The 22,334-nt window shown below is 73.6% G+C and carries 10 protein-coding genes; 3 read left to right on the top strand and 7 right to left on the bottom strand.

Going from position 1 to position 22,334, the window contains the following annotated elements; genetic code table 11:
- Window positions 1-44: 44 nt before the first annotated feature.
- The 7 genes from AB0I42_RS01280 to AB0I42_RS01310 all read right to left on the bottom strand — a co-directional run bounded on the left by AB0I42_RS01280 (window position 45) and on the right by AB0I42_RS01310 (window position 18,627).
- Window positions 45-1,610 carry an APC family permease gene (locus tag AB0I42_RS01280; protein WP_357533037.1) on the bottom strand — a complete coding sequence of 522 codons (1,566 nt, stop codon included), beginning with the start codon at window positions 1,608-1,610 and terminating at the stop codon, window positions 45-47.
- Complete coding sequence (locus AB0I42_RS01285; protein ID WP_357533039.1) at window positions 1,607-7,249, bottom strand: SDR family NAD(P)-dependent oxidoreductase; 5,643 nt, start codon at window positions 7,247-7,249, stop codon at window positions 1,607-1,609. Before AB0I42_RS01285 ends, AB0I42_RS01280 begins: the two co-directional genes overlap by 4 nt.
- The gene (locus AB0I42_RS01290; RefSeq protein WP_357533041.1) at window positions 7,246-9,045 is read right to left on the bottom strand and encodes a fatty acyl-AMP ligase; all 1,800 of its coding nucleotides are present in this window, start codon (window positions 9,043-9,045) and stop codon (window positions 7,246-7,248) included. Before AB0I42_RS01290 ends, AB0I42_RS01285 begins: the two co-directional genes overlap by 4 nt.
- A complete protein-coding gene (locus AB0I42_RS01295; protein ID WP_357533043.1) occupies window positions 9,038-10,333 on the bottom strand; it encodes an LLM class flavin-dependent oxidoreductase in 1,296 nt (431 codons plus the stop codon). The genes AB0I42_RS01290 and AB0I42_RS01295 overlap by 8 nt, the downstream gene beginning before the upstream one ends.
- A 60-nt stretch (window positions 10,334-10,393) precedes the next feature.
- Window positions 10,394-13,786: an amino acid adenylation domain-containing protein gene (locus AB0I42_RS01300; RefSeq protein ID WP_357533045.1), complete on the bottom strand. Its 3,393-nt coding sequence runs from the start codon at window positions 13,784-13,786 to the stop codon at window positions 10,394-10,396.
- Window positions 13,787-13,821: 35 nt separating this feature from the next.
- Window positions 13,822-14,025, bottom strand: a complete 204-nt coding sequence (locus AB0I42_RS01305) for an MbtH family NRPS accessory protein (RefSeq protein ID WP_212826898.1) — start codon at window positions 14,023-14,025, stop codon at window positions 13,822-13,824.
- A 114-nt stretch (window positions 14,026-14,139) separates the two neighbouring features.
- Entirely contained in the window at window positions 14,140-18,627 is a 4,488-nt protein-coding gene (locus AB0I42_RS01310; protein ID WP_357533046.1) for an amino acid adenylation domain-containing protein, read from the bottom strand.
- Window positions 18,628-19,130: 503 nt separating this feature from the next.
- Between AB0I42_RS01310 and AB0I42_RS01315 the strand changes: the two genes are divergently transcribed.
- From AB0I42_RS01315 to AB0I42_RS01325, 3 genes are all read left to right on the top strand, one after another.
- Window positions 19,131-20,309, top strand: a complete 1,179-nt coding sequence (locus AB0I42_RS01315; protein ID WP_357533048.1) for a cytochrome P450 — start codon at window positions 19,131-19,133, stop codon at window positions 20,307-20,309.
- A 70-nt stretch (window positions 20,310-20,379) separates the two neighbouring features.
- Window positions 20,380-21,618 (top strand): hypothetical protein, encoded by a 1,239-nt coding sequence (locus AB0I42_RS01320; protein ID WP_357533049.1) that lies wholly within the window; start codon window positions 20,380-20,382, stop codon window positions 21,616-21,618.
- 19 nt (window positions 21,619-21,637) lie between these two features.
- Complete coding sequence (locus tag AB0I42_RS01325) at window positions 21,638-22,276, top strand: flavin reductase family protein (protein WP_357533051.1); 639 nt, start codon at window positions 21,638-21,640, stop codon at window positions 22,274-22,276.
- Window positions 22,277-22,334: the final 58 nt, after the last annotated feature.

Consider the following 22,334-nt stretch of genomic DNA (forward strand, 5'->3'; position numbering starts at 1 on the left):
AGCGGGGCGGGACGGTCTGACCGTCCCGCCCCGCCGTTTCGGGTTCAGCTGCCGGAGCCGGTGCGCTGGGCCGGGATCAGGTCCCCGACCCCGCCGTCGCGGCCCACCCGGCGGGCCCGGACCGCCCCGGCGACGAAGCCGACCAGCAGCGGGCTGAGCACCAGCGCGTTGCCGGCGTAGCCGAGCCCGGTCAGCAGGCCGAGCTGCCACAGGATCAGCCCGAGCGCGCCGCTGAGCAGCACGGTGGCCAGGGCCGGCGCGATCAGCCGCTGCCAGCGGCTCTCGCCGGTGCCGGACCGGCCCAGGAAGCGGATCACCGCGAGACTGGTGGCGATCTCCAGGGCGATCACGCCGACCAGGGTCGGCGCGTTGGTCCAGGCGATGATCTGCGTGTACGGGTCGAGCGAGGTCAGCCCGAAGCCGGCCAGCAGGCCGATCACCAGCACGGTGTGCACGATCCCGGCGACGCTGGGCGTCTTCGTCCGGCCGCCGGTGCGGGCCAGGGCCGCCGGCAGGATGCCCTCGCGGCCGAGCGAGAACAGGTAGCGGCTGCCGGCGTTGTGGAAGGCGAGCACCGAGGCGAAGAAGCTGGTGACGATCAGGATCTGCATGACCGCCGTCATCGCCTCGCCGACGAACTCGTCGTTCAGGTTGAACATCAGGCTGGACGGGTCGCCGGCGAGCAGCGACTCCAGCCGGCTCGGGCCGGCCGCCATCAGGATGACCCAGGAGATGAACGTGAAGGTCACCGTCAGCACCCCGATCGACCAGTACGTCGCCCGGGGCACGGTGCGGCGGGGGTCGCGGGCCTCCTCGCTGTAGATCGCGGTCTGCTCGAAGCCGATGAACATGATGAACGTGATGACGAACAGCACACCGATCGACGGCGTCACCAGGTTGACCGGGTTGAAGCTGGCGAACGAGAGGCCCTCGTGGCCGCCCTGCGCGAGCACGAAGACCGCCATCACGAACAGGATGCCGATCTCCAGGGTCAGCAGCACCGCCAGCACCCGGGCGCCGATGGTCACCTTCGAGTACGACAGCGCGGCGATGACCAGCCCGGACACCAGCGCGCACGCCTGCCAGGAGACGGTCAGGCCGGCCACGGCGTCGAGCATCAGCGACGTGAAGACGCCGGCCGCCGCGGCGAAGCCGACCTGGCCCAGCGCGTACGCGACGTACGCCAGCACCGCCGCGCCGCCGCCGGCTGTCCGGCCGAACCCGGCGGTGATGTAGGCGTAGAAGGCGCCGCTGTTGCGCATGTGGCGGCTCATCGCGGTGAAGCCGACGGCGAAGACCGCGTACGTGATGCCGGCGATGAGGTACCCGGACGGTACGACGATCCCGCCGAGGATGAAGGCGAGCCCGATGAAACCGGCCATGCCGGTCAGCGGTGCCGCCGAGGAGACGACGAAGAACACCAGGTGGTGTGCGCCGACGGCGTTGGGGCGCAACTGGCCGCTGCCCGCCGGAGCGGCGGCCGGGGCGGTCGCGGCGGCCGGCTCGGTCACGGCGGCCCCGGACGCCGGCGGTACGGGCGCGGCGGCCGGGGCGGTGGGGGCGGTGGGTAGCGGGTGCCGGGTGAGCACCGGATCGGACTGATCGTTCATCGGGTGGTTCCTTCCGGGTGGGCGTCCTCCAGACGCCGTACGGCCTCGTCCTCGGTGAGGCCGTCGAGCATGGCGAGCACCTGCTCCTGCGCCATCCGGGCCAGGTGTTCGACGGTGAAGTCGGTGAACGCCCCGTCCGGCTGGATGCGTACGCCGAGCACCCGGTTGACCTCGACGAGGATCTGGTTGGCCAGGACCGAGTCGCCGCCCAGTTCGAAGAACCGGTCGTGTACGCCGATCGGTTCGATGCCCATCGACTTCTGCCAGATCGCCACGATCCGCCGTTCCACCTCGTCGCGCGGGGCGACGTACGGCACGGCCAGGTCCGGGCGCACCGTGGTCGGCGTACCGATCGAGTGCAACGCCTCGGCGTCGGCGGTGGTGATCTCGGACAGGAACGACCGGCCGGTCGCCGAGGGATAGAACTGGACCAGGTCGCTGAGGTCGAACGGCAGCACCACCGGCTGCGGCAGGCCGGCGGCGATCGCCGCCTCCAGCGCGTCGAGGCCGGCGGCCGGCAGGATGGCGCTCGCCCCGACCCGCAGCTCGCGGTCGAGGCTGTCCTCGTGTTCGGCGGCCATCCCGGCGTCGGCCCACGGTCCCCAGTCGACGGAGACGGCGGCCCGCCCGGCGGCGCGCAGGTGGTGGGCGTACGAGTCGAGCCAGGCGTTGGCGGCGGTGTAGTTGGCCTGCCCGGGAGAGCCGAGGACACCGGCCGCGGAGGAGAACAGCACGAACCAGTCCAGCGGGTCGGCGGCGGTCAGCTCGTGCAGATGGGTCGCGCCGAGAACCTTCGGCGCCAGCACCGCGCGTACCTGCGCCGGGGCGAGGTCGAGCAGCGCGCCGTTGTCGAGCAGCCCGGCGGCGTGCACCACCCCGCGCAGCGGCCGGCCGGTGTCGCGTACCGGCGCCAGCGCGGCCGCCAGGGCGGCCCGGTCGGCGACGTCGGCGCGGACCACCCGTACGTCGCACCGGTCGGTGAGGGTCGCCGGCAGCGGCCCGTCCGCGCCGTGCCGGGACACCAGCACCAGGTGCCGGGCGCCCCGGTCGGCCAGCCGGCCGGCCACCTGGAGGCCGAGCGCGCCGGTGCCGCCGGTCACCAGGTAGACGGCCTCGGGGTCCAGGCGCAGCGGCGCACCGGCCGGTGGCCGCTCGGCGACGATCCGCCGTACGTGGCGGGCGGTGCCGGCGTAGCCGACCTCGGCGTCCGGGCCGGCGGCGGCGAGTTCGGAGCGCAGCGCGGGCACCGGGTCGCCGGCCGGGTCCAGGTCGACGCAGACCAGCGGCAGCAGCGGATGCTCGATGGGCAGCGTCTTCGCCAGCCCCCACAGGGTGGCGCCGAGCGGCGCGGTGACCGGCCGGTCGCCGACCGGCTGGGCGCCGACGGTCGCCAGCACCAGCCGGGGCGGGCGGGCCGCGGCCGCGAAGGTGACCGCCCGGATCAGGTGCAGGGCGGACTCCACCGGCAGGGCGACCGGGTCGAGGCCCGGCGCGCCACCGGCAGCGGCCGGGTCCCCGCCGCCGGTCCGCGCGTACGCCGGGTCGTCGTCGACGGCCAGCAGGTGCAGCACGCCGGTGAGGTCCGGGCCGGCCCGGTCGATCAGCCGGGCGAAGTCCGCCGGCGAGGTCGGGTCGAGCCAGGTCTCCCCGGCCGCCCGGGCCGGATCGGCGGCACACACCACCAGTTCGATCCGGTCGGCGTCGGTGGCGAGCTTGCGGGCCAGGTCGAGACCGGGTCCGGCCGGCGGGGCCAGAACCAGCCAGTGGCCCGGGTCGCCGGCCACCGGTTCGGCCGGCTGCTCGCGCCACAGCAGCCGGTAGTGGCGCAGCCCGTCCGCCGGGTCGGTGTCGGCCATCGCCGTGCGGTGCAGCCGCAGCGCCCGCAGCAGGGCGACCGGCGCCCCGTCACCGAGCAGCAGTACGTCGGCGACCAGGTCGGCGGGCCCCGCCTCGGTGACGGTGGCCAGGACGCCGGTGACGGCGTCGGGTTCGCCCCACCAGGTCAGCTCGCCGGCGGCGACCGGCAGCACCGGCGCGTCACCGCCGACCGACCGGCCGGCGACGGTGGCCGCGACCGCGTGGCAGGCGGCGTCGAGCAGCCGCGCCCGCCGGGTCGCCGGGTCCGCGGCCGGCACGGTCAGCGCCGCCAGTGCCTCGTTCTCGCCGGCCAGCACGTCGGCCACACCCCGGAACGCCGGACCGTACGACAGGCCCCGCCCGGCGAGCGCCGCGTAGAGGGCATCGGTCGGCACCGGGTGCGGGCAGCGGGCGCGCACCGCGTCGAGGTCCGGCCGGGCCGGGGCCGCGCCCCGGGGCAGCAGGTCGGCGGTGGCGTGCACCTGCCAGCCGGTCCCGTCGATCGGCCGGGCGTGCACGGTGGCCGTACGCCCACCGCCGCGTTCGTCGACGGTGCACTGGAGCAGGACGCGCCCGTCGACCGGCAGCGGCCGGACGAAGGCGAGGTTGGCCGGCACCAGGTCGGCGTCCAGTGCCTCGGCGGCCCGCAGCAGGATCTCGGCGTAGCCGGCGGCCGGGAACACGGCGGTGCCGCCGACCCGGTGGTCGGCGAGCGACGGCAGCAGCCGGGGATCGATCTCGGCCTGCCAGATCCGGCGGCCACCGGCGTCGGCCAGGTCGACCGGGGCGCCGAGCAGCCCGACCGGGGCGGTCCGGCCCGGCGACCGGCGCTCGATCCAGTGCCGGGTGCGGTCCCACGGGTGGCCGGGGGTGCTCACCACCGGCTGCCGGTCCGGGTAGACGTGCCGCCAGTCGACCTCGACGCCATACCGGTAGAGGTCGGCGGCGGCCCGCAGCACACCGAGCCACTGGCCGTCCTCACCATCCACGGTGGACACCGCCGGGGTCGCCGGGGAGGTCCGGCGCAGCGCCGACCCGAGCACCGGCCGGGGGCCGACCTCCAGCAGCACCGCACCGCCGGCCACGGCCGCGTCGGCGAGCATCGCGGTGACCGCGTCGGCGAACCGGACCGGGGCGCGTACGCCCCTCGCCCAGTAGCCGTCGGTCAGCTCCGCGACCCCGATCCGGCCGGCGAGCACGGTGGAGAAGAACGGGACACCGGGTTCACGGACCGGCGGCGCCGGCAGCCCGGCCAGCTCGACGGCCGCGCCGTCCATCAGCCGGCTGTGGAAGCCGTACGCGACCGGCAGCCGGCGGGTCCAGACGTCCTCGCCGGCCAGTTCGGCGGCGATCGCGTCGAGGTCGGCGGCCGGGCCGGACAGCACCGCCGAACCCGGGCTGTTGACCGCCGCCAGGTCGACGCGGTCGCCGTACCGGGCGGTCGCGGTATCGGGGTCGAGCCCGACGGCCAGCATCGCGCCCGGCCCACCACGGCCCATGGCGGCGCCCCGGCGCACGGCCAGGGCGATCCCGTCGGGCAGCGACAGCGCCCCGGCGACGACGGCCGCCGAGATCTCCCCGACGCTGTGGCCGACCACGGCGGCGGGGCGTACGCCGAAACACTCCCACACCGCGGCCAGGCCGAGCTGGACGGCGACGATCAGCACCTGGGCGACGGCGGTGTCGTCGAGGTCGGCGGGCCGGTCGCCGGCCAGCACCTCCTCGATCGACCAGTCGAGCAGGTCGGCGGCGGCCTCGTCGCAACGCCGGATCGTGGACCGGAAGAGCGGCTGGGTGGCGAGCAGTTCGCGGCCCATGCCGGCCCACTGGCCGCCCTGGCCGGAGAAGACGAGGCAGACGGCGGGTGCGGCCGGTGGCGCGGCCACCGGCGGGTCACCGGGCCGGGCGAGCCGGTCGGCCGCCGCGCGCAGCGCCGGCACCAGGTCGGCGGGTTCGGCGGCGACCGCCAGGCGGTACGGCCGGTGTCGGGTGCGCCTCGTCGCCATCGTCGCGGCGAGCGCCGCCAGCCGGGCCGGGTCGGGTCCGGCCGCGGCCAGTTCGGCGGTGTCCCGGGCCAGCGCGGCCAGCCCGGCCGGGCCGCGGCCGGTCAGCGGCACCACCAGCGGTCCGGCCGGCGCCGCCGGGGCCGGTACGGCCGGCGCGGCGGTCAGCACGACGTGCGCGTTGGTGCCGCCGAAGCCGAACCCGCTCACCCCGGCGTACCGGGTTCCGGCCGGCCACGGGGTCGGCTCGGTGACCACCCGCAGCCCCCAGTCGTCGAACGGGATCGCCGGGTTGGGGCGGCGGAAGTTGAGGCTGGGCGGGATCGTGCCGTGGTGCACGGCGAGCACCGTCTTGATCAGGGCGGCGATGCCGGCGGCGGACTCCAGGTGCCCGATGTTCGTCTTCACCGACCCGATCAGCAGCGGCGCGTCCCCACCGGGCGCCGCGCCGTCAGCGGCCGGACCGCCGCGCGTCCCGCCTTCAGCGGCCGGACCGCCGGCCGGCGTGGCCGTGCCCCGGACCTCGGCCAGTGACCGGGCCTCGATCGGGTCGCCGAGCAGGGTGCCGGTGCCGTGGCACTCCAGGTAGCCGGCGGCGGCCGGACTGGTCCCGGCGTCGGCCCAGGCGGCCCGCAGGACGGCCCGCTGGGCGGCCGGATTCGGCGCGGTCAGCCCGTTCGAGCCACCGTCGGAGTTGACCGCGCTGCCACCGATCACCGCGTAGATCCGGTCGCCGGCCGCGACCGCGTCGGCGAGCCGCTTCAGCACGACGACCCCGCAGCCCTCGCCCCGCACGTAGCCGTCGGCCTCGGCGTCGAACGTCTTGCAGCGCCCGTCCGGGGCGAGCATCCCGGCCTTGCTGAGCCCGATCGACAGCTCCGGGTCGAGGATCACGTTGACGCCGCCGGCCACCGCCCGGTCGCACTCGCCGGACCGCAGCGCCCGGACCGCGAGGTGGACGGCGACCAGCGACGACGAGCAGGCGGTGTCGACCGCGACGCTCGGGCCACGCCAGTCGAAGACGTACGAGACCCGGTTCGCCGCGACGGCCAGCGAGTTGCCGGTCGCGGTGTGCCGGCCGATCAGCTCCCGGTCGGCGATCTGCCGGTGCGCGTAGTCGTTGGTGGAGATGCCGACGAAGACGCCGGTCGCCGAGCCGCGCAGCCCGGCGGCCGGTTCCGCCGCGTCCTGCACCGCGTCCCAGCACGTCTCCAGCAGCAGCCGCTGCTGCGGGTCCATGCCGTCGGCCTCGGCCCCGGTGATCCGGAAGAACCCGGCGTCGAAGCCGGCGACGTCGTCGAGGAATCCGCCGTACCCGCTGACCATCCGGCCCGGCTCGGCCGGGTCGGTCGTGACGAGGTCGGCCGACCAGCGGTCCGGCGGGACCGGCCCGACGGCCGGGCGGCCGGCGAGCAGCAGGTCCCAGAAGGCCGCCGCGTCGGCGGCACCCGGCATCCGGCAGGCGAGCCCGACGACCGCCACCGGCCCGCCGTCCGGTGCGACGGCCGGAGCCGCCGCCCCCCGATCCGGACGCGGCGGGCGGGTCAGGTGGTCGACCACGGCGTCGACGGTCGGGTTCTCGAAGAGCACCACCGGGTCGACCGTGCCGCCCCACTCCCGGCCGGCCTCCTCGGCGAGACGGGCCAGCCGCACCGAGTCCAGCCCGTTCGCGGTGAAGGTGTCGGTCGGGTCGACGTCGCCGGCCGGGCGGCCGGCGAGGGCCGCGATCCGCCCGACCAGCCAGTTCCGGAACTCGTCCGCCCGCTCGGCCGGGATCATTCGGTCTCCTCCTGTTCCGGATGGACGTCGTGCGATTCCGGATGGACGTCGTGCGATTCCGGGTGGACGTCGTGCTCTTCCGGATGGACGTCGTGGTGGAGTACGGCGACGTCGCCGGCCCGTACCGCGGCGGCGGTCGCGGCCCGGCGCAGCTTTCCGCTGGAGGTCTTGCCGACACTGCGCGGCACCACCAGGTAGATCTCGTCGATCGGCACCTGGTGCTCGGTCAGCACCGCGCCCCGGATCGCGCCGGCCAGCCGGCGCAGGTACTCCGGGTCGCGGGTGGACACCTCCTGGACGAGCGTGATCCCGTCGCCGAACCGGCCGGGACGGCTGACGGCGACGCCGGCACCGCGCCGCAGCCGCGGGTCGACGTTCTGCGCGGTCTCCTCGACGTCCTGCGGGTAGACGTTGCGGCCCCGGACGATGAGCAGGTCCTTGACCCGGCCGGTGACGAAGAGCTGCCCGTCCCGCAGGAAGCCCAGATCGCCGGTACGCAGGAAACCGCCGGCCCCGGCACCGTCGAGGCGGGCGCCGAACGCCGCCGCCGTCTGGGCCGGCTTGCGCCAGTAGCCGTGGCTGAGGCTCGGCCCGGCGAACCAGATCTCACCGACCTGCCCGGCGGGCAGTTCGCGCCCGCCGTCGGGGTCGACGATCCGCACGTCGTGTCCGGGCGGCAGCCGGCCCGAGCTGACCAGGTTGCGGCCGGGCTCGTCGTCGGCGCAGGCGACCGCCTTGCCGGCCTGGAGGCCGTCCTCGCGGACCCGCAGGATCCGGGGCTCGTCGCCGCGCCGGCCGCCGGTGATCAGCAGCGCCGCCTCGGCCATCCCGTAACAGCCGACCACGGTGCCCGGGCGCAGCCCGGCCGGGGCGAACGTCTTCTCGAAGGTGGTCAGCACCTCGGCGTTGATCGGCTCGGCGCCGTTGAACGCGACCTCCCAGCTGGACAGGTCGAGTTCGGCGAGGTCGTCGGCGGCCACCCGGCGGGCACACAACTGGTACGCGAAGCTCGGGCCGCCGCTGATCGTCGCGCCGACCCGGGTGATCAGCCGCAGCCAGCGCAGCGGCCGGTGCAGGAAGTGCATCGGCGACATCAGGTGCCCCGGGATGCCCCGGTAGACCGGGTACAGCGCGGTCCCGATCAGCCCCATGTCGTGGTACATCGGCAGCCAGGAGACGACCGTGCCGGTCGCCGGGCGGCCGACGAACCAGTGCATCGAGTCGAGGTTCGCCAGCAGGTGCTCCTGGCGCAGCATGACGCCCTTCGGCGTGCCGGTCGACCCGGACGTGTACTGCAACAGGGCCAGCGCGTCCGGGGTCACCCGGACGGCCGGGGCCGGGGCGTCCCGCCCGGCCGCCTCGGCGTCCGGCATGGCCGTCCACGGCACCGCCGCCAGCCCGCCGAACCCGCCGGCCGCGGCGGCGAACCCCGCGCCGGCGGCACTGGTCAGCACCAGTTCGGCCCGGCAGTCGACGACGACCCGGTCCAGGTTGGCCAGGCCGGGCAGCGGCTTGGCCGGCGACGGCGGATACACCGGCACCGCCGCGACCGCGGCCAGCTGGCAGGCGAAGAAGGCCACCAGGAAGTCCGGGCCGGGCTCGAAGACCAGCACCACCCGGCCGCCCTGGGCCACCCGCCGGGCCAGGTACGCGGCGACCGCGCCGGCCCGGTCGGCGAGCTGCCCGTACGTCAGGTCGTGCCGCTCCTGCTCGCCGTCGGCCAGGAACGAGTACGCGAGTTCGTCGCCCTGCCGGTCGGCGCGCTCGCGTACCAGCGCGGCCAGGGTGTCAGGCATTGCCCGGCCCCCGCCGCCCGGCCCCGGACCCGCCGACGTGCAGCCGCCACAGCGAGGCGGCGTCCAGCGCCCGCTGCGTGCCGACGTGCTCCTTGGTGACGCCCTCGCGCTCCCACAGCCGCGGGTACGACTCGACGACCTCGTCCGGCGCCGCCTCGATCGGGGTGACCCGCGACAGCGCCCGCTCGATGTACGGCTCCAGCTCGGCCTGCTTCTTCGCCTGCCGGATCGCGTGCCGCTCGGCGAACTCCGGCAGCACCGAGGTGCCGAGCAGCTCCAGCGACTCGCAGATGTGCTCGTGCTCGTACCGGCCGCCCTGCTGCAACAGGATGAGCTGGTCGACGCCGGCCTCCTCCAGCCCCCGGAAGTGTTCCCGCGCCCCGGCCGGGTCGTTGACCGCGCCGAGGCCGGCCATCGGCTCCGGCTCGCTGGCCTTGAACTCCTCCCAGAGGTTGGTCCGGCCGGGTACGTGGGCGCCGAACCGGTAGTAGTGGGCCAGCGCCCACTTGAAGAACTGCTGCCCCTCCAGCCCCCGGGCCCGGGCGACCTCGGCGTCCGGGTGGCACATGACGCCGGCCAGCATCGCCACGTTCGGGTTGACCGTCTGCCCGATCGGCGTGCACTCCCGCTTGAAGGTCTCGTAGTACTCGTTGACCCAGAAGCGCGCCTCGCCGGGATCCATGAAGGAGAACGTGAGCGCGCCGAGGCCGAGCCGGGCGGCCATCTTCAGCGTGTCCCGGTTGGTGCAGGCCACCCACATCGGCGGGTGCGGCCGCTGCACCGGCTTGGGTACGACGTTGCGCGACGGCATCGAGAAGTACTTCCCCCGGTAGCCGGGGTAGGGATCGGCGGCCATCATCCGGGCCGCCTCGCGGGCCCCCTCGGCCCACATCGCCCGCTTCTCGATGTAGTTGACGCGGAAGCCCTCCAGCTCCAGCCGGGAGCTGGACTCGCCGGTCCCCCACTCCACCCGGCCGCCGCTGACCAGGTCGAGCATCGCCACCCGTTCGGCGACCCGGGCCGGGTGGTTGTACGCCGGGGCCATCAGCGCGATGCCGTGCCCGACCCGCATCCGGGTGGTGCGCTGGCTGACCGCGGCGAGGAACACCTCCGGGGCGGTGGAGTGCGAGTACTCCTCCAGGAAGTGGTGCTCCTGCGCCCACGCGTACTCGATGCCCGCCGCCTCGCCCAGCTCGGCCCAGGTGAGGGCGTTGTTGATCAGGTTCTGCTCGCTGTCGACGGCCCACGGCCGGGGCAGTTGAAGCTCGAAGAACATCCCGAACTGCATCGGTTCCTCCAGGTCACGATCCGGGCGGTCGAAGTCACGACGCCGGTGGAAGCCGGCCCGTCAGGGGGCCGGCGGCCGCTGGCCCTGCTGCGCCAGCAGGCTGGCGAGCAGCCCGTCGAGCTTGTCGTCCGACAACTCGCCGACCATGCGGCGCAGCCCCTCGCGCTCGTCGGCGAGCTGCTTGCGCCGGTCGATGTCGGCGCTGATCAGCGTGGCCAGGTGCTCCACCGTCGGGGAGGCGAAGAGCTTCTGCATGACGATCTCGACGCCGTACCGGTCCTGCATGCGCACCACGAGCTGCGCGGCCCGGATCGAGTGGCCGCCCAGCTCGAAGAAGTCGTCGTGCAGGCCGACCCGGTCGATCTCCAGGAACTCCTCGACGTCCTTGGTGATCTCGATCTCCAGCGCCGTGCGCGGTGCGACGTAGGCGACGTCGGTGCGGCGCACGTTGCCGGCCGGCGCCGGCAGCGCGTTGAGGTCGACCTTGCCGGTGCCGGTCACCGGCAGTTCGGGAAGCACCACGAACCGGTCCGGCACCATGTACGCCGGCAGCGCGTCGCGCAGGTGCCGGCGTACGGTCGGCACCAGGTCGCTGTCCGGGTCGCCGGGCCGGGCCCGCCGCACCAGGTACGCCACCAGGAGCTGGTCGTCGGTCGACGGGTCGGGGAACACCGTGACCGCGGCCTGGGCCACCGCCGGGTGCCGTTCGGCGACCGAGGCGATCTCGCCCAGCTCGATCCGGAAACCACGGACCTTGACCTGCTCGTCGCGCCGGCCGGCGAACTGGAGGGTGCCGTCCGGCCGGTAGCGGGCGAAGTCGCCGGTGCGGTACATCCGGGCGCCGGGCTCGCCGGCCGGGTCCGGCACGAACCGGTCGGCGGTCAGGCCGGGCCGGTTGGCGTAGCCGCGGGCCGGCGCGACCCCGCCGACGCAGACCTCGCCCACCGCGCCGATCGGGACCGGTTGCAGGTCCTCGTCCAGCAGGTGGCAGGTGACGTTGCGGACCGGGCGGCCCAGCGACACCGGCCCGTCCGGGTCGAGCCGGGTGACGGTGACCCAGACGGTGGCCTCGGTGGGGCCGTACTGGGTCCACGCCGAGCGCTGGGTGGTGGCCAGGTAGTGGGCCAGGTCGTCGCCGACCCGCTCGCCGCCGACGAGGGCGTCGATGTGGACCTGCTCGGTGGCGCCGCGCAGGAGCTGCCAGACGGTGGCGGTGCCGGAGATCGTGGTCACCGCGCCGGCCCGCAGGGCGTTGGCCAGCCGGTTGCCGTCGACCATGTCCTCGGCGTCGACGAGGTGGACGGTGCCGCCGACCGACAGCGGCCCGAACAGTTCGGCGACCGAGGCGTCGAACGCGGGCGAGGCGATCGCGCCGAGCACGGTCCGCTCGTCGAAGCCGTGTTCCTCGGCGAGCGAGACCAGGTAGTTGACCGCGGACCGGTGGGTGACCGCGACGCCCTTCGGCCGGCCGGTCGAGCCCGACGTGTAGATCAGGTAGGCCAGCGCGTCCGGGTCGACCGCCGGCGGCTCCCAGCCGGTGTCGGGCGCGTCGGGCGCGTCCGGGCCGGGGTCCGGCTCCGGCTCCGGCCAGAGAAGTACGGTCAGCTCCCGGCCGGTCTCCGCGGTGATCCGGGCCGCCTCGTCGGTGCTCGCGCAGACCAGCACCGTCGCCCCGGCGTCGTCGAGGGTGGCGGCGAGCCGGCCGGGCCGGTACGCCGGGTCCAGCGGCAGGTAGCAGCCGCCGGCCCGCAGCACGCCGAGGGCGGCGCTGACCAGGCCGGCGCCACGTTCCAGGCAGACCGCGACCGGGGTCTCGGCCCGTACGCCGGCCGCGGCGAGCCGGGCGGCCAGCCGGTCGGCGGTCCGGGCCAGCCCGGCGTAGTCGAGGGTGCCGCCGACCCCGGTGACCGCGGTCGCGTCGGGCCGGGCGCGTACCTGCCCGGCGACCAGTTCGGTGATCGTCCCGGCCGGTGCGGGCCGGCTCGGTCCGGCCGACCAGCGGGCCAGCACCGCGCGCTCGTCCGGCGGCAGCAGCGTCTGCTCGGCCAGCGGCAGGTCGGGGTGGGCGACCAGGTCGGCGACGGCGGCGGTGAGCCGGGCGGCCAGCCGGTCGGCGGTGACCGCCTCGAACAGGTCGGTGCGGAAGACCAGCCCGCCGTGCAGGGTCGGCTGGTCCCACATGTGCAGTTCGAGGTCGGCCCGGCTGGTTCGCCAGCCGAGCTGGATCGGCTCGGCGGCGAGGCCGCCGAAGTCGCGTACCGGGCCGCCGGGCTGGAGGACGAAGGTGACCGGCAGCGGCCCGGCGTGGGCGGCGCTGCGTGGCAGGTTCAGGTCGGCGACCACCTGGTCGAAGGGCAGCCGCTGGTGGGCCAGGGCGGCCAGCGTGTTCAGGCGTACCGAGGCGAGCAGGTCGCGGAACGTGGCGCCGGCGGTCACCTCGTTGCGTAGCGCCACGGTGTTGGTGAAGTTGCCGAGCATGCCGTGGGTCTGCCCGAGTTCGCGGCCGGTGACCGCGCCGCCGACGACGATGTCGCGCTGCCCGGTCCAGCGGTTCAGCACCACGGTCAGGGCGGCCAGCAGCACGTGGTACGGGGTGGCGTCCTGGGCCCGCGCGAGGTCGCGTACGGCCCGGTCGACCGGCTCCGGCAGGCTGACCGGGCGCCAGTCGCCGGCGTAGCCGAACTCCGGCGGGCGGGGCAGGTCGGTGGGGAGTTCGGGGGCGCGCATGCCGGCGAGCCGGTCACGCCAGTAGTCGCGTTCGGTCGACAGGTCGCCGGCGGTGTCGTGCTGCCAGGCGGCGAAGTCGGCGAACCGCGGGCCGGGGGTCACGGCGGCGGGTGCGGTGCCGGCGAGCCGGGACCGGTAGTGCCCGGACAGTTCGCGCAGCGCGACGCCGAGCGCCCAGCCGTCGGCGATGACGTGGTGCACCACCAGCAGCATCAGGTCGGTGTCGGGCAGCCGGTAGACGACCAGCCGGGCCAGCGGCCCGGTGGCGAGGTCCATCGGGGTGTCGGCCGCCTCGCGGGCCCGCTCCAGCGCCTGCGCGCGGGCCCGGTCGGCGGGCAGGTCGGTCAGGTCGACCCATTCGGCGACGGGGCGGGCCTCGTCGCGGATCACCTGTCGCGCCTCACCCTCGACGGTCGCCACGACCGTACGCAGGACGTCGTGCCGCTCGACCAGATCGGTCAGCGCGGCGTCCAGCGCGGTCGGGTCGAGCCGGCCGTCGAGGGCGACGCAGTGGCTCAGGTTGAAAGCGGCGGAGCCGGGCAACAGCCGGTCCAGGAACCACAGGCGGTGCTGGGCCGGAGTCAGCGGCGCCGGCCCGGTCCCGAATGCCGGGATGGTCGGCTCCGCGGCGGCCGGGGTGCCGGCCACCGACTCACCGGCGCGCCAGCGGCGCAGCAGCTCGGCCTTTGCCGCCGACAGCTTCGGGCCGGCTTCGGGATTGCTCATTACCTGCCTCCGCAAGTGGTTCCGGGATCGGGGATTCAGGCGCCCATGCGCTGCCGGAGCGACTTCGGGCGCAGGTCGGTCCAGACCTCGTCGACGTGCGCCAGGCAGGCGCCGCGCGGCCCGGTGAACCCGGTCTCCCGCCAGCCGGCGGGCAGGGTACGGCCGGCCGGCCAGACCGAGTACTGCTCCTCGTCGTTGACCACGACGGCGAACGTGGACAGGTCGGTGTCGGTGCTCATCGGTGCGTCTCCTCGGGGGTACGGCGGTCGGGGCGACCGCGCGCTGCCGGTCTTGGGGCGTTGGCGGGTGACGGTGGCGCCTCCCCGGGTGGGGTACGGGGAGGCGCCACCGGGTCACCGCCGCCGGGGGAACGCCTCCGGCGGGTCGAGCTGGCCGTGGCGGACCAGGTAGGCGAGGCAGTCGTGCATGTACTTCTCGTCCAGCGGGGCGGGCTTGTAGCCGGTGCCCTTGATGCCGTCGAGGAGGTTGATGCACTCCGACCGGTTGTCGATGGCGTCCTCGGTCTCCATCGACATCTCCAGTCCGGCGTCACCGCTGGTGTAGAGCAGCAGGACGGGGACCATCGGGTAGATCGGGTGGTCCGGACCCGCGTTGATCGCCAGCTGGACGGCCTCGTCGAAGTCGACGGTGTCGAACTTGTAGCCGAACGACTGGATCCAGGGGAACAGCGCGTTGTGCGGGATCGCCTCGGTGTTCCAGAGGTGGTAGATGTTGCCGAGCGACGCCTCCTGCCGCGACACGTGCACCATCGCGGCGCTGGCGTAGTCGAGGGTGATGGCGTTCATCGACTCCGGGTAGTCGGGCAGGATGCCGAACTCCAGGAAGCCGCGCAGTGCGGTGAGCACGTAGTTCTGTGCGTGGCAGGCGCCGGTCTTCGGGTGCCCCATCATGATCGACGGCCGGTAGATGCTGACCGGCAGGCCACGCTGCTTGGCCTTCATGATGATCTTCTCGCTGACCCACTTGCTCTGCGGGTAGCTGAACGGCACCTGCGGCGGACGGCTCGGCAGCTCGAGCTCCAGGAACGGCCGGTTCATGTGACCGGCGATGAAGACGTCGATGGTGGAGACGAAGTGCACCTGCTTGGCCTTGTAGCGCGAGGCCAGCCGGAGCATCTCGACCGTGCCGTCCACGTTGGGCGCCTTCAGTGCCGAGTACGGCATCGAGAAGTTGACCAGCGCGCCGTTGTGGTAGATGACGTCGATCAGCTTGGCCAGGTCGTCGAAGATCGACGGCGACAGGCCGAAGAGCGGCTTGCCGAGGTCACCGACGACCGCCTTGACCCGGCGCTCGAACCGGTCGTCCCACGGCACCTCGTAGTGGGCGCAGGTCTCCTTGAGCCGCCGGATCGCCCCCGGTACGTCCCGGGCCCGGACCAGGCAGTAGATGTCGGCCTCGGTCTGGTCGATGAGCTGGTCGAGCAGGAAGACGCCGAAGTAGCCGGTGGCGCCGGTGAGCAGGATCGCCTTGGGGGCGAAGAAGTCCGCCTGCGCCAGGTTCTCGCCGGTGATCGTCTCGTCAAGCTCCGACTCGCGGTCGAGGTCGTCGGCCGCGTCCCGGGTGGCCTTCAGACCCTCGAAGCCCTCCCGCTCGTAGAGTTCGACGCGGGCCGCCACCCCGGCGACGGTCGGCGTGCTGAACAGTGCGTGCAGCGGCAGTTCCAGGCCGTACGCCTTGGACAGCCGGGCACCGACCCGGGAAAGCTGGAGCGAGCTGCCGCCGAACGAGAAGAAGTCGTCGTGCAGGCCGACCCGGGCGACGCCGAGTGCCTCGGAGAAGACGTCGGCGATCTCCTTCTCGATCCGCCGGCGCGGCACCTCGCCGCTGGGCAGCGAGATCGGGGTGGCGACCGGGTCGGGCAGGGCCCGGCGGTCGACCTTGCCGTGCGCGTTGAGCGGGAACTCCTCGCAGACGACGATCTGGCCCGGCACCATGTAGTGCGGCAGTTGCCGCTTGAGGTGCGCGACCAGGTCGGTCTCCGACGGCGGCGCGGCCGCGTCGGCCGGGATGATCCAGGCGATCAGGTCGGCGTCGTCGCCGGTCGGGTGGCGGCGGGCGTCGGCGACCGCGCTGAGCACCCCGTCGTGGCCCTGGAGCACGTTCTCGATCTCGCCGAGTTCGATCCGGAAGCCGCGGATCTTCACCTGGGTGTCGACCCGGCCGAGGAACTCCAGCCGGCCGTCGGGCAGGTGCCGGGCCAGGTCGCCGGTGCGGTAGATGCGGGCGCCGGGGGTGCTGGCGAACGGGTCGGGTCCGAACCGGTCGGCGGTCGCGCCGGCCTGGCCGAGGTAGCCCCGGGCCAGCCCGTCACCGGCGACGTAGATCTCGCCGGGCACGCCGACCGGCACCGGGTTGAGCTGCTCGTCGAGCAGGTAGACCCGGGTGTTGTTGATCGGCCGTCCGATCGGGACGCTCGCGCCGTCCTCCTCCGCGGTGGAGAGCTGGGCGGTCGCCCAGACGGTGACCTCGGTGGGACCGTAGTCGTTGTAGAGGTGCGCCCACGGCAGGGTCTTGTAGTGGTCCACGGCGAGCTGCGCCGGGAACACGTCACCACCGGCCGAGATGTCCTTCAGCGAGATCAGCTGACGGCCGCCGGCGGCGAGCAGGAGCTGGTAGTACGACGGCATGTGGGTGATGTGGGTGACCCGCTCGTGCTGCACCAGCCGGGCCAGCAGCGCCGGGTTGCGCACCTGGTCCTCGCTGGGCAGCACCACCCGGCCGCCGCTGGTCAGCGTCCAGTAGAGGCCGGCCGCCGAGGCGTCGAACGACAGGGCCACCGGGATCGCGTACGCCTCGGGCGCCTCGCGGCCGAAGCCGCTGCGGGCCAGCGTCGAGTTGACGATCTGCCGGTGCGGCACGACGACGCCCTTCGGGCGGCCGGTCGAGCCGGAGGTGTAGATGACATACGCCACGTTGTCGGCGTCGACGAGCTTCGGCAGCGGCTCGTCGGATTCCGCGTCGACGTCGGCGGAGTCCGGGCGGACCCACACGTCGCTCGCCTCCTGGTGGAACGCGGCCTGGTCGTCGGCGGCGACCATCACCCGGATGCCGGCGTCGGCCAGCAGCGAGCTGAGCCGGTCGGCGGGCTGGTCCGGGTCGATCGGCACGTAGCCGCCGCCGGCCTTCATCACGCCGAGGAACGCGGCGACCGTGCCGATCTTGCGGCTGGCGGTCACCCCGACCAGCGTCTCCGGGCCGACCCCGAGCGCCCGCAGCCGCCGGGCCAGCCGGTTCGACCACGTGTCCAGCTCCTGGTAGGTGATCCGGTCCGAGCCGGCCATGACCGCCAGCGCGTCCGGCGTACGGGCGGCCTGCGCGGTGATCAGGTCGTGCAGCAGCGCGTCGCTCGGGTAGTCGACCGTGGTGTCGTTCCACTCGGTGAGCACCTTGGCCGTCTCGGCCTCCGACAGCATCGGCAGGCTGGCGCAGCCCCGGTCCGGCTCGGCCAGCGCCCGGGTCAGCAGCGTGGTCAGGTGCTCCAGGAACAGGCCGATGGTCTCGGACTTGAACAGCTCGGCGTTGTACTCGCCGTGCAGCAGCGTCCGGCCGTCCTCGGTGTGCCGCAGGTAGACGGTCAGGTCGAAGGCGGCCAGCCCGATGTCAAGGTCCGCCAGCCGCCAGCTCGCGCCACCGACCTCCCGGGTGTCGAACTTCGGCTGGCTGTCGACGAACCGGATCTGGTGCAGCGGCGAGCGGCTGAAGTCGGCCTCCGGCCGCAGCTTCGCCACGACCTGCTCGAACGGCAGCTGCTGGTGCGCCCGGGCCTGCTCGGTGTTGGCGTACACCTGGTCGACGAGCTGGCGCAGCGTCGTGTCGGCGCCGACCTCGCTGCGTACGACGACGGTGTTCTCCAGGGTGCCCAGCGTGTTGGCGAGATCGGCGTCATCGCGGCCGGCGACCGGGATGCCGATGGCGATGTCCTTCTCCCGGGTGTAGCGGGCCACGACGGCGAGCAGGCCGGCCATCGCCACCGACGACAGGTCGGCGCCCTGGGCCGCGGCGAGCTCACGGGCCGCGGCGACCAGTTCCGGGCCCAGCTCCACGGTGCTGCGGGCACCCTTGAGCAGCGGCATCCGGTCGAGCGGACGCGGGTGGTCGATCGGCAGGTCGAGGTTCGGCACGGCAGCCAGCCGCCGGGTCCAGAACTCCAGCTCGCGGCGGGCCGCGGCGGTGCCGAGCCAGCTCCGCTGCCGGTCGACGACCGCGGTCACCGACGCCGCCACCGGCGCCTCCGCCGGTTCACGGCCGGCCGACAGCGCGTCGTACGCCTCGGCGAGCTGGCCGAGCAGCAGGTCGGCGGTCACCTCGTCGGCGATCATCTGGTGCGCGGTGAGCTGCACCTCGTGGTGGTCGGCGGTGCGCCGTACGACGGCGACCCGGGCCAGCGGGGCGACGTCCAGGTCGAAGGGGCGGCCCGCCTCCCGGACCCGCACCTTGTGCAGCGCCTCCTCCGCCGGCTCGGCGGAGCCGTCGCCGACCTCGAACGTGGCGATGCCGGGCCGTACGGCGCCGGCGTCGGCGAGCGCGGCCACCGGCCGGCCCTCCACGCTGACGAAACTCGTGCGTAGTTGCTCATGCCTGTCGACCAGCAGGTTGAAGGCCTGCTCCAACCGGCTGACGTCCAGTTCGCCCGTCACGTCGACGGTGCGTACGACATGGGTGGGGACCTGTGGCGAGACCTGGTGCAACACCCAGTACCGACGCTGCGGGGGCAGCAGTCGCTCACCTTCCCGGTTGCCGTCCTGGCCGAGCAACTGGGCCAGGAGAGCACGCTTCTCCTCATCGGACAGCTCTGCTACCTGTTCGCGGACACTCGACACCGTGTGCTCCGTCCTCTCTCGATCCAGGGCTCCAATAACTGAGCGGATCAACGCGGATTACACGTTAACGAGTCGATCGGAAAACAAGCTGATGCTTGATAGATTTCTTGCTGACTCTCTGCCTGGCCACTTCGTTTCCGGAACACCGCGCGACGGCCGGACCGTTCGCTTTCAGGAATTAGAAAGATCTGTCAGATCCGCTTGACCCGTTTGCGACCCGGGCCGAAGAATCCAGTTACGCCTCGCCCAGGTAGACAATCGATTCGCATTATCCGGCTCAGTCGTCAGGGGCGAAGTGCCGTAACGCGTGGGCGCGTCCCTGGCTTTCCCCGGTCCGCCATCGCGAAAGGAGGGAAGGCCATGCGTTACCTGCACTGAAACTAGGGTAGTGCGCCGTGGCCCGGCCGGCGTGGCCGGGCCACGGCCCACTCGATCGCACGCACCACTTCTCGGCCACGGAACCTTCTCACCGGCCGCCCCGCCGGCCAGATCGGCAGACCGAAGTGAGCTCCCAGAAGGAAATCTTCAATCCGCTCGACCCGCACACGATCCGCGACCCGTACCCGGTCTACCGGCAGCTACGCGAAACGGATCCGGTGCACTGGCACGAGCAGTTGGGCGCCTGGATCCTGACCCGGCACGCCGACTGCCTCGAGGCGCTGAAGAATTCGGCCGTCTTCGCGGCGGATTTCCGCAAGGTCGGGATTCCCACCCCGGGGCCGTTGCTGAGCCTGCAAACCCTCGACCCGCCGGACCAGACCCCGCTGCGCCACTTCGCCGTCGACGCGCTGCGCTCCCAGGACCTCGGCGCCCTGCAACGCAACGCGGCCGAACGCGCCGAGCGGCTGCTCGACGACCTGGCCGGACGCGACAGCATCGACTTCGTCAGCGACTACGCCACCCCCTTCACCCTCGGCACCATCTCCGACCTGGTCGGGATGCCGCCGCCGGAGAAGGACGAGGAGTGGCGGCAGCGCAACGACGAGCTGCATCGCAGCATGGACGCCGGCCTCGACCCCAACAGCGAGGAGGCCGGTCTCACCGCCCGGCAGCACTTCAGCGACTTCGTCGCGCGCTGGCTGGCCACCGGACCCGCCGACGGGATCTCCGGGTACGTCGCCACCAACCGCGCCAAGGTCGACTACCCGGACGCCGTGCTCTTCAACTCGCTGCGGGCCTTCTGGCACGCCGGCTTCGAGGTACCGGCCCGGTTCCTCGGCAACGCCCTGACCACCTTGCTCGCCAACCCCGACGCGCTCGAACGGATGTGGTCGGACGTCGACACCGGTGTCGAGGAACTGGTCCGGTTTTCCGGCCCGGTCCACGTCGTCAGCCGGGTCTGCACCGAGGACACCACGCTGGGCGGGGCCCGGCTGCGCAAGGGCGACATGGTCGTCATCGTTCTGGCGGCCGCCAACCGCGACCCGGCGCGCTTCGACCGGCCCGAGGAACTGGTGATGGACCGGGCGCCGAACCCGCACCTCGGCTTCGGCCGCGGCACCCACTCCTGCCTCGGCAACATCATCGCCCGGATCGAGGGACGGGTCGCCCTGACCGCGGTCCTCAAGCGCTACCCCGATCTGCGGGTCAGCGGCGAGACGCACTTCTGGGAGAACGCCACGCTGCGTGGCCACTCCAGCATCCCGCTGAGCCTGACCGGTGCGGTGCCGGTCGGAAGCTGAGACGTCGGTTCAGATTTCGGCGGGGACGGGCCTCAGGCGCGTCCCCGCCTCTGCGATGAGGAGCAGTGTCATGGTCGACCCGGCCGAGCCCGCCCCGTCCGGCGGCGTACCGCTGCTGGTGGTCGGTTATCCGGTGCAGTGGGAACGGGCCCGCTTCGACGCGTCGACCCGCGCGGTGTGGGCCAGCGCCGAGGCCAGCCTCGGCATGCTGATGGACGCCATGCAGCGCGGCGGCAACAGCACCGAGGTCGCCCGGCGCTTCGAGTTCGCCGTGGACAGCACCGCCGCGCTGGCCGCCCGGCTCGACGCGATCGCCCCGGTCGAGGAGCCGTGGCGGTTGCCGCCCCCGGTCCCGGTGCACTCCGACTACTTCCGGGTCCGGCACACCCCGCTGACACCGCACCAGCAGGCCGCGCAGACCGCCGTGGCGGTGTTCCGTACGCTCGCCGACCTCCGCCTCACCATGCTGGAGATCAACGACGTGCTCGCCGAGGTCGCCAGCATGTCGCTGCTCTTCCGGCTGCTGCGGCCGGCGTCGGCCGGCGGGACGAACGGCTCGACCCCCGACGGCCCCCCGGCCGACGTACCGGCCGGACCGCCGCCGACCCAGCCGTCGGCACCGAACGGCTCGGCCGCCGGCACGGCGGCGCCAAACGGTACGGCCGCCGGCACGGCGGCGCCAGACGACCCGGCGGGGTCTGCCGCGGCGTACCGGCCGGACGGCGACTGGATGGACCGCTGGTTCCTGGTCCACCACTACTACTTCGTGCTCAACGTCTACGCCGCCGCGCTGATCCACCGGGCGGTGGAGCACGCCCGGGCCGGCGCGGACGGGCCGGCGGCGGCCGCCCTGGCCGACGCCGCCGTCCTGATCCGCGGCTTCACCGCCGCGATGATCCACAGTGGTGCGATGCCGGCGAAGTACTACCAGGACGTGGTCCGCCCGACCATGTCGCCGCCGTACGTGCCGATCAACCTCACCGGCGTCATGCAGATCGAGCACCGCCGCTACCGGGCCGCGGTCGAGGAACTGATCACCGCCGTGCCCGAGCCGTACGCCGACCTGATGCTGACCCGCCCCGAGCTGGCCGACGCCCGCGACGAGGTGCTGGAGGCCGACCTGCTCGACCTCGAACGGCACATCACGCTCGCGGCCGTGCTGGTCGGCGGGGAACGGTCCCTGGTCCAGCCCGGTACGACGACCCAGAACGCGACGAGCACCCTGCGGAAGATGCGCCACATGAGGGCCGCCAACTACTGCCCGCTGATGCAGTTCGGCGACCGGTGGCTGACCCGGATGTCGCGCTGACCCGCCGATTGGAGTCGCTATGACCATCCAGCCCGCGCTCGCCCCCAGGGAACTGGACGAGCCCCTGGAAGTCGATCCAGCCGACTGGTCGAAGCCGGACGTCTACCAGCTCATCACCTCGCTGGTGGTGCCCCGGCCGATCGCCTGGATCTCCACGGTGTCGCCCGCCGGCCGGCGCAACCTCGCCCCGTACTCGTACTTCAGCCTGGTCGCCGACCACCCGCCGCACGTCGCGTTCAGCTCCATCGGCGAGAAGGACACGCTGCGCAACATCCGGGCCACCGGCCAGTTCGTGGTGAACCTGGCCGACCAGGGGCTGCTGGAGAAGCTCGACAACTCCGGCGCACACTTCGGCCCCGACCAGGACGAGTTTCTCGAGGTGGGGGTCACCCCCGTGCCGTCGGTCCGGGTCCGGCCGCCCCGGGTCCGGGAGGCGAAGGCGCACATGGAGTGCGAGGTCGCCGGCATCCACCCGGTGGGCAACGGCAACCTGGTGCTGGGCCGGGTCGTGCACGTGCACGTGGAGCCGAGCGTGTGGCGCAACGGCCGGGTCGACAGCACGTTGATGGATCCGGTGCTGCGGCTCTCCCGCTGCTACGGCCGGCTCAGCCCGGAGGTCACCGCGGAGGAGGAGCCCGCCCCGCACGTGTTCACCTGACGGTACGACGAAGGTGGGGTGGTCACCGAGGTGACCACCCCACCTTTTCGCGTGTGTG

It is taken from the genome of Polymorphospora sp. NPDC050346 (assembly GCF_040655695.1).
GTDB classification, from domain to species: domain Bacteria; phylum Actinomycetota; class Actinomycetes; order Mycobacteriales; family Micromonosporaceae; genus Polymorphospora; species Polymorphospora lycopeni.

Bases quoted from the DNA above. Each gene is read 5' to 3' on its own strand.
- AB0I42_RS01280 (WP_357533037.1), bottom strand. From the start codon at position 1,610: ATGAACGATCAGTCCGATCCGGTGCTCACCCGGCACCCGCTACCCACC.
- AB0I42_RS01285 (WP_357533039.1), bottom strand. From the start codon at position 7,249: ATGATCCCGGCCGAGCGGGCGGACGAGTTCCGGAACTGGCTGGTCGGG.
- AB0I42_RS01300 (WP_357533045.1), bottom strand. From the start codon at position 13,786: ATGAGCAATCCCGAAGCCGGCCCGAAGCTGTCGGCGGCAAAGGCCGAG.
- AB0I42_RS01320 (WP_357533049.1), top strand. From the start codon at position 20,380: ATGGTCGACCCGGCCGAGCCCGCCCCGTCCGGCGGCGTACCGCTGCTG.
- AB0I42_RS01325 (WP_357533051.1), top strand. From the start codon at position 21,638: ATGACCATCCAGCCCGCGCTCGCCCCCAGGGAACTGGACGAGCCCCTG.
- AB0I42_RS01305 (WP_212826898.1), bottom strand. From the start codon at position 14,025: ATGAGCACCGACACCGACCTGTCCACGTTCGCCGTCGTGGTCAACGAC.
- AB0I42_RS01295 (WP_357533043.1), bottom strand. From the start codon at position 10,333: ATGCAGTTCGGGATGTTCTTCGAGCTTCAACTGCCCCGGCCGTGGGCC.
- AB0I42_RS01290 (WP_357533041.1), bottom strand. From the start codon at position 9,045: ATGCCTGACACCCTGGCCGCGCTGGTACGCGAGCGCGCCGACCGGCAG.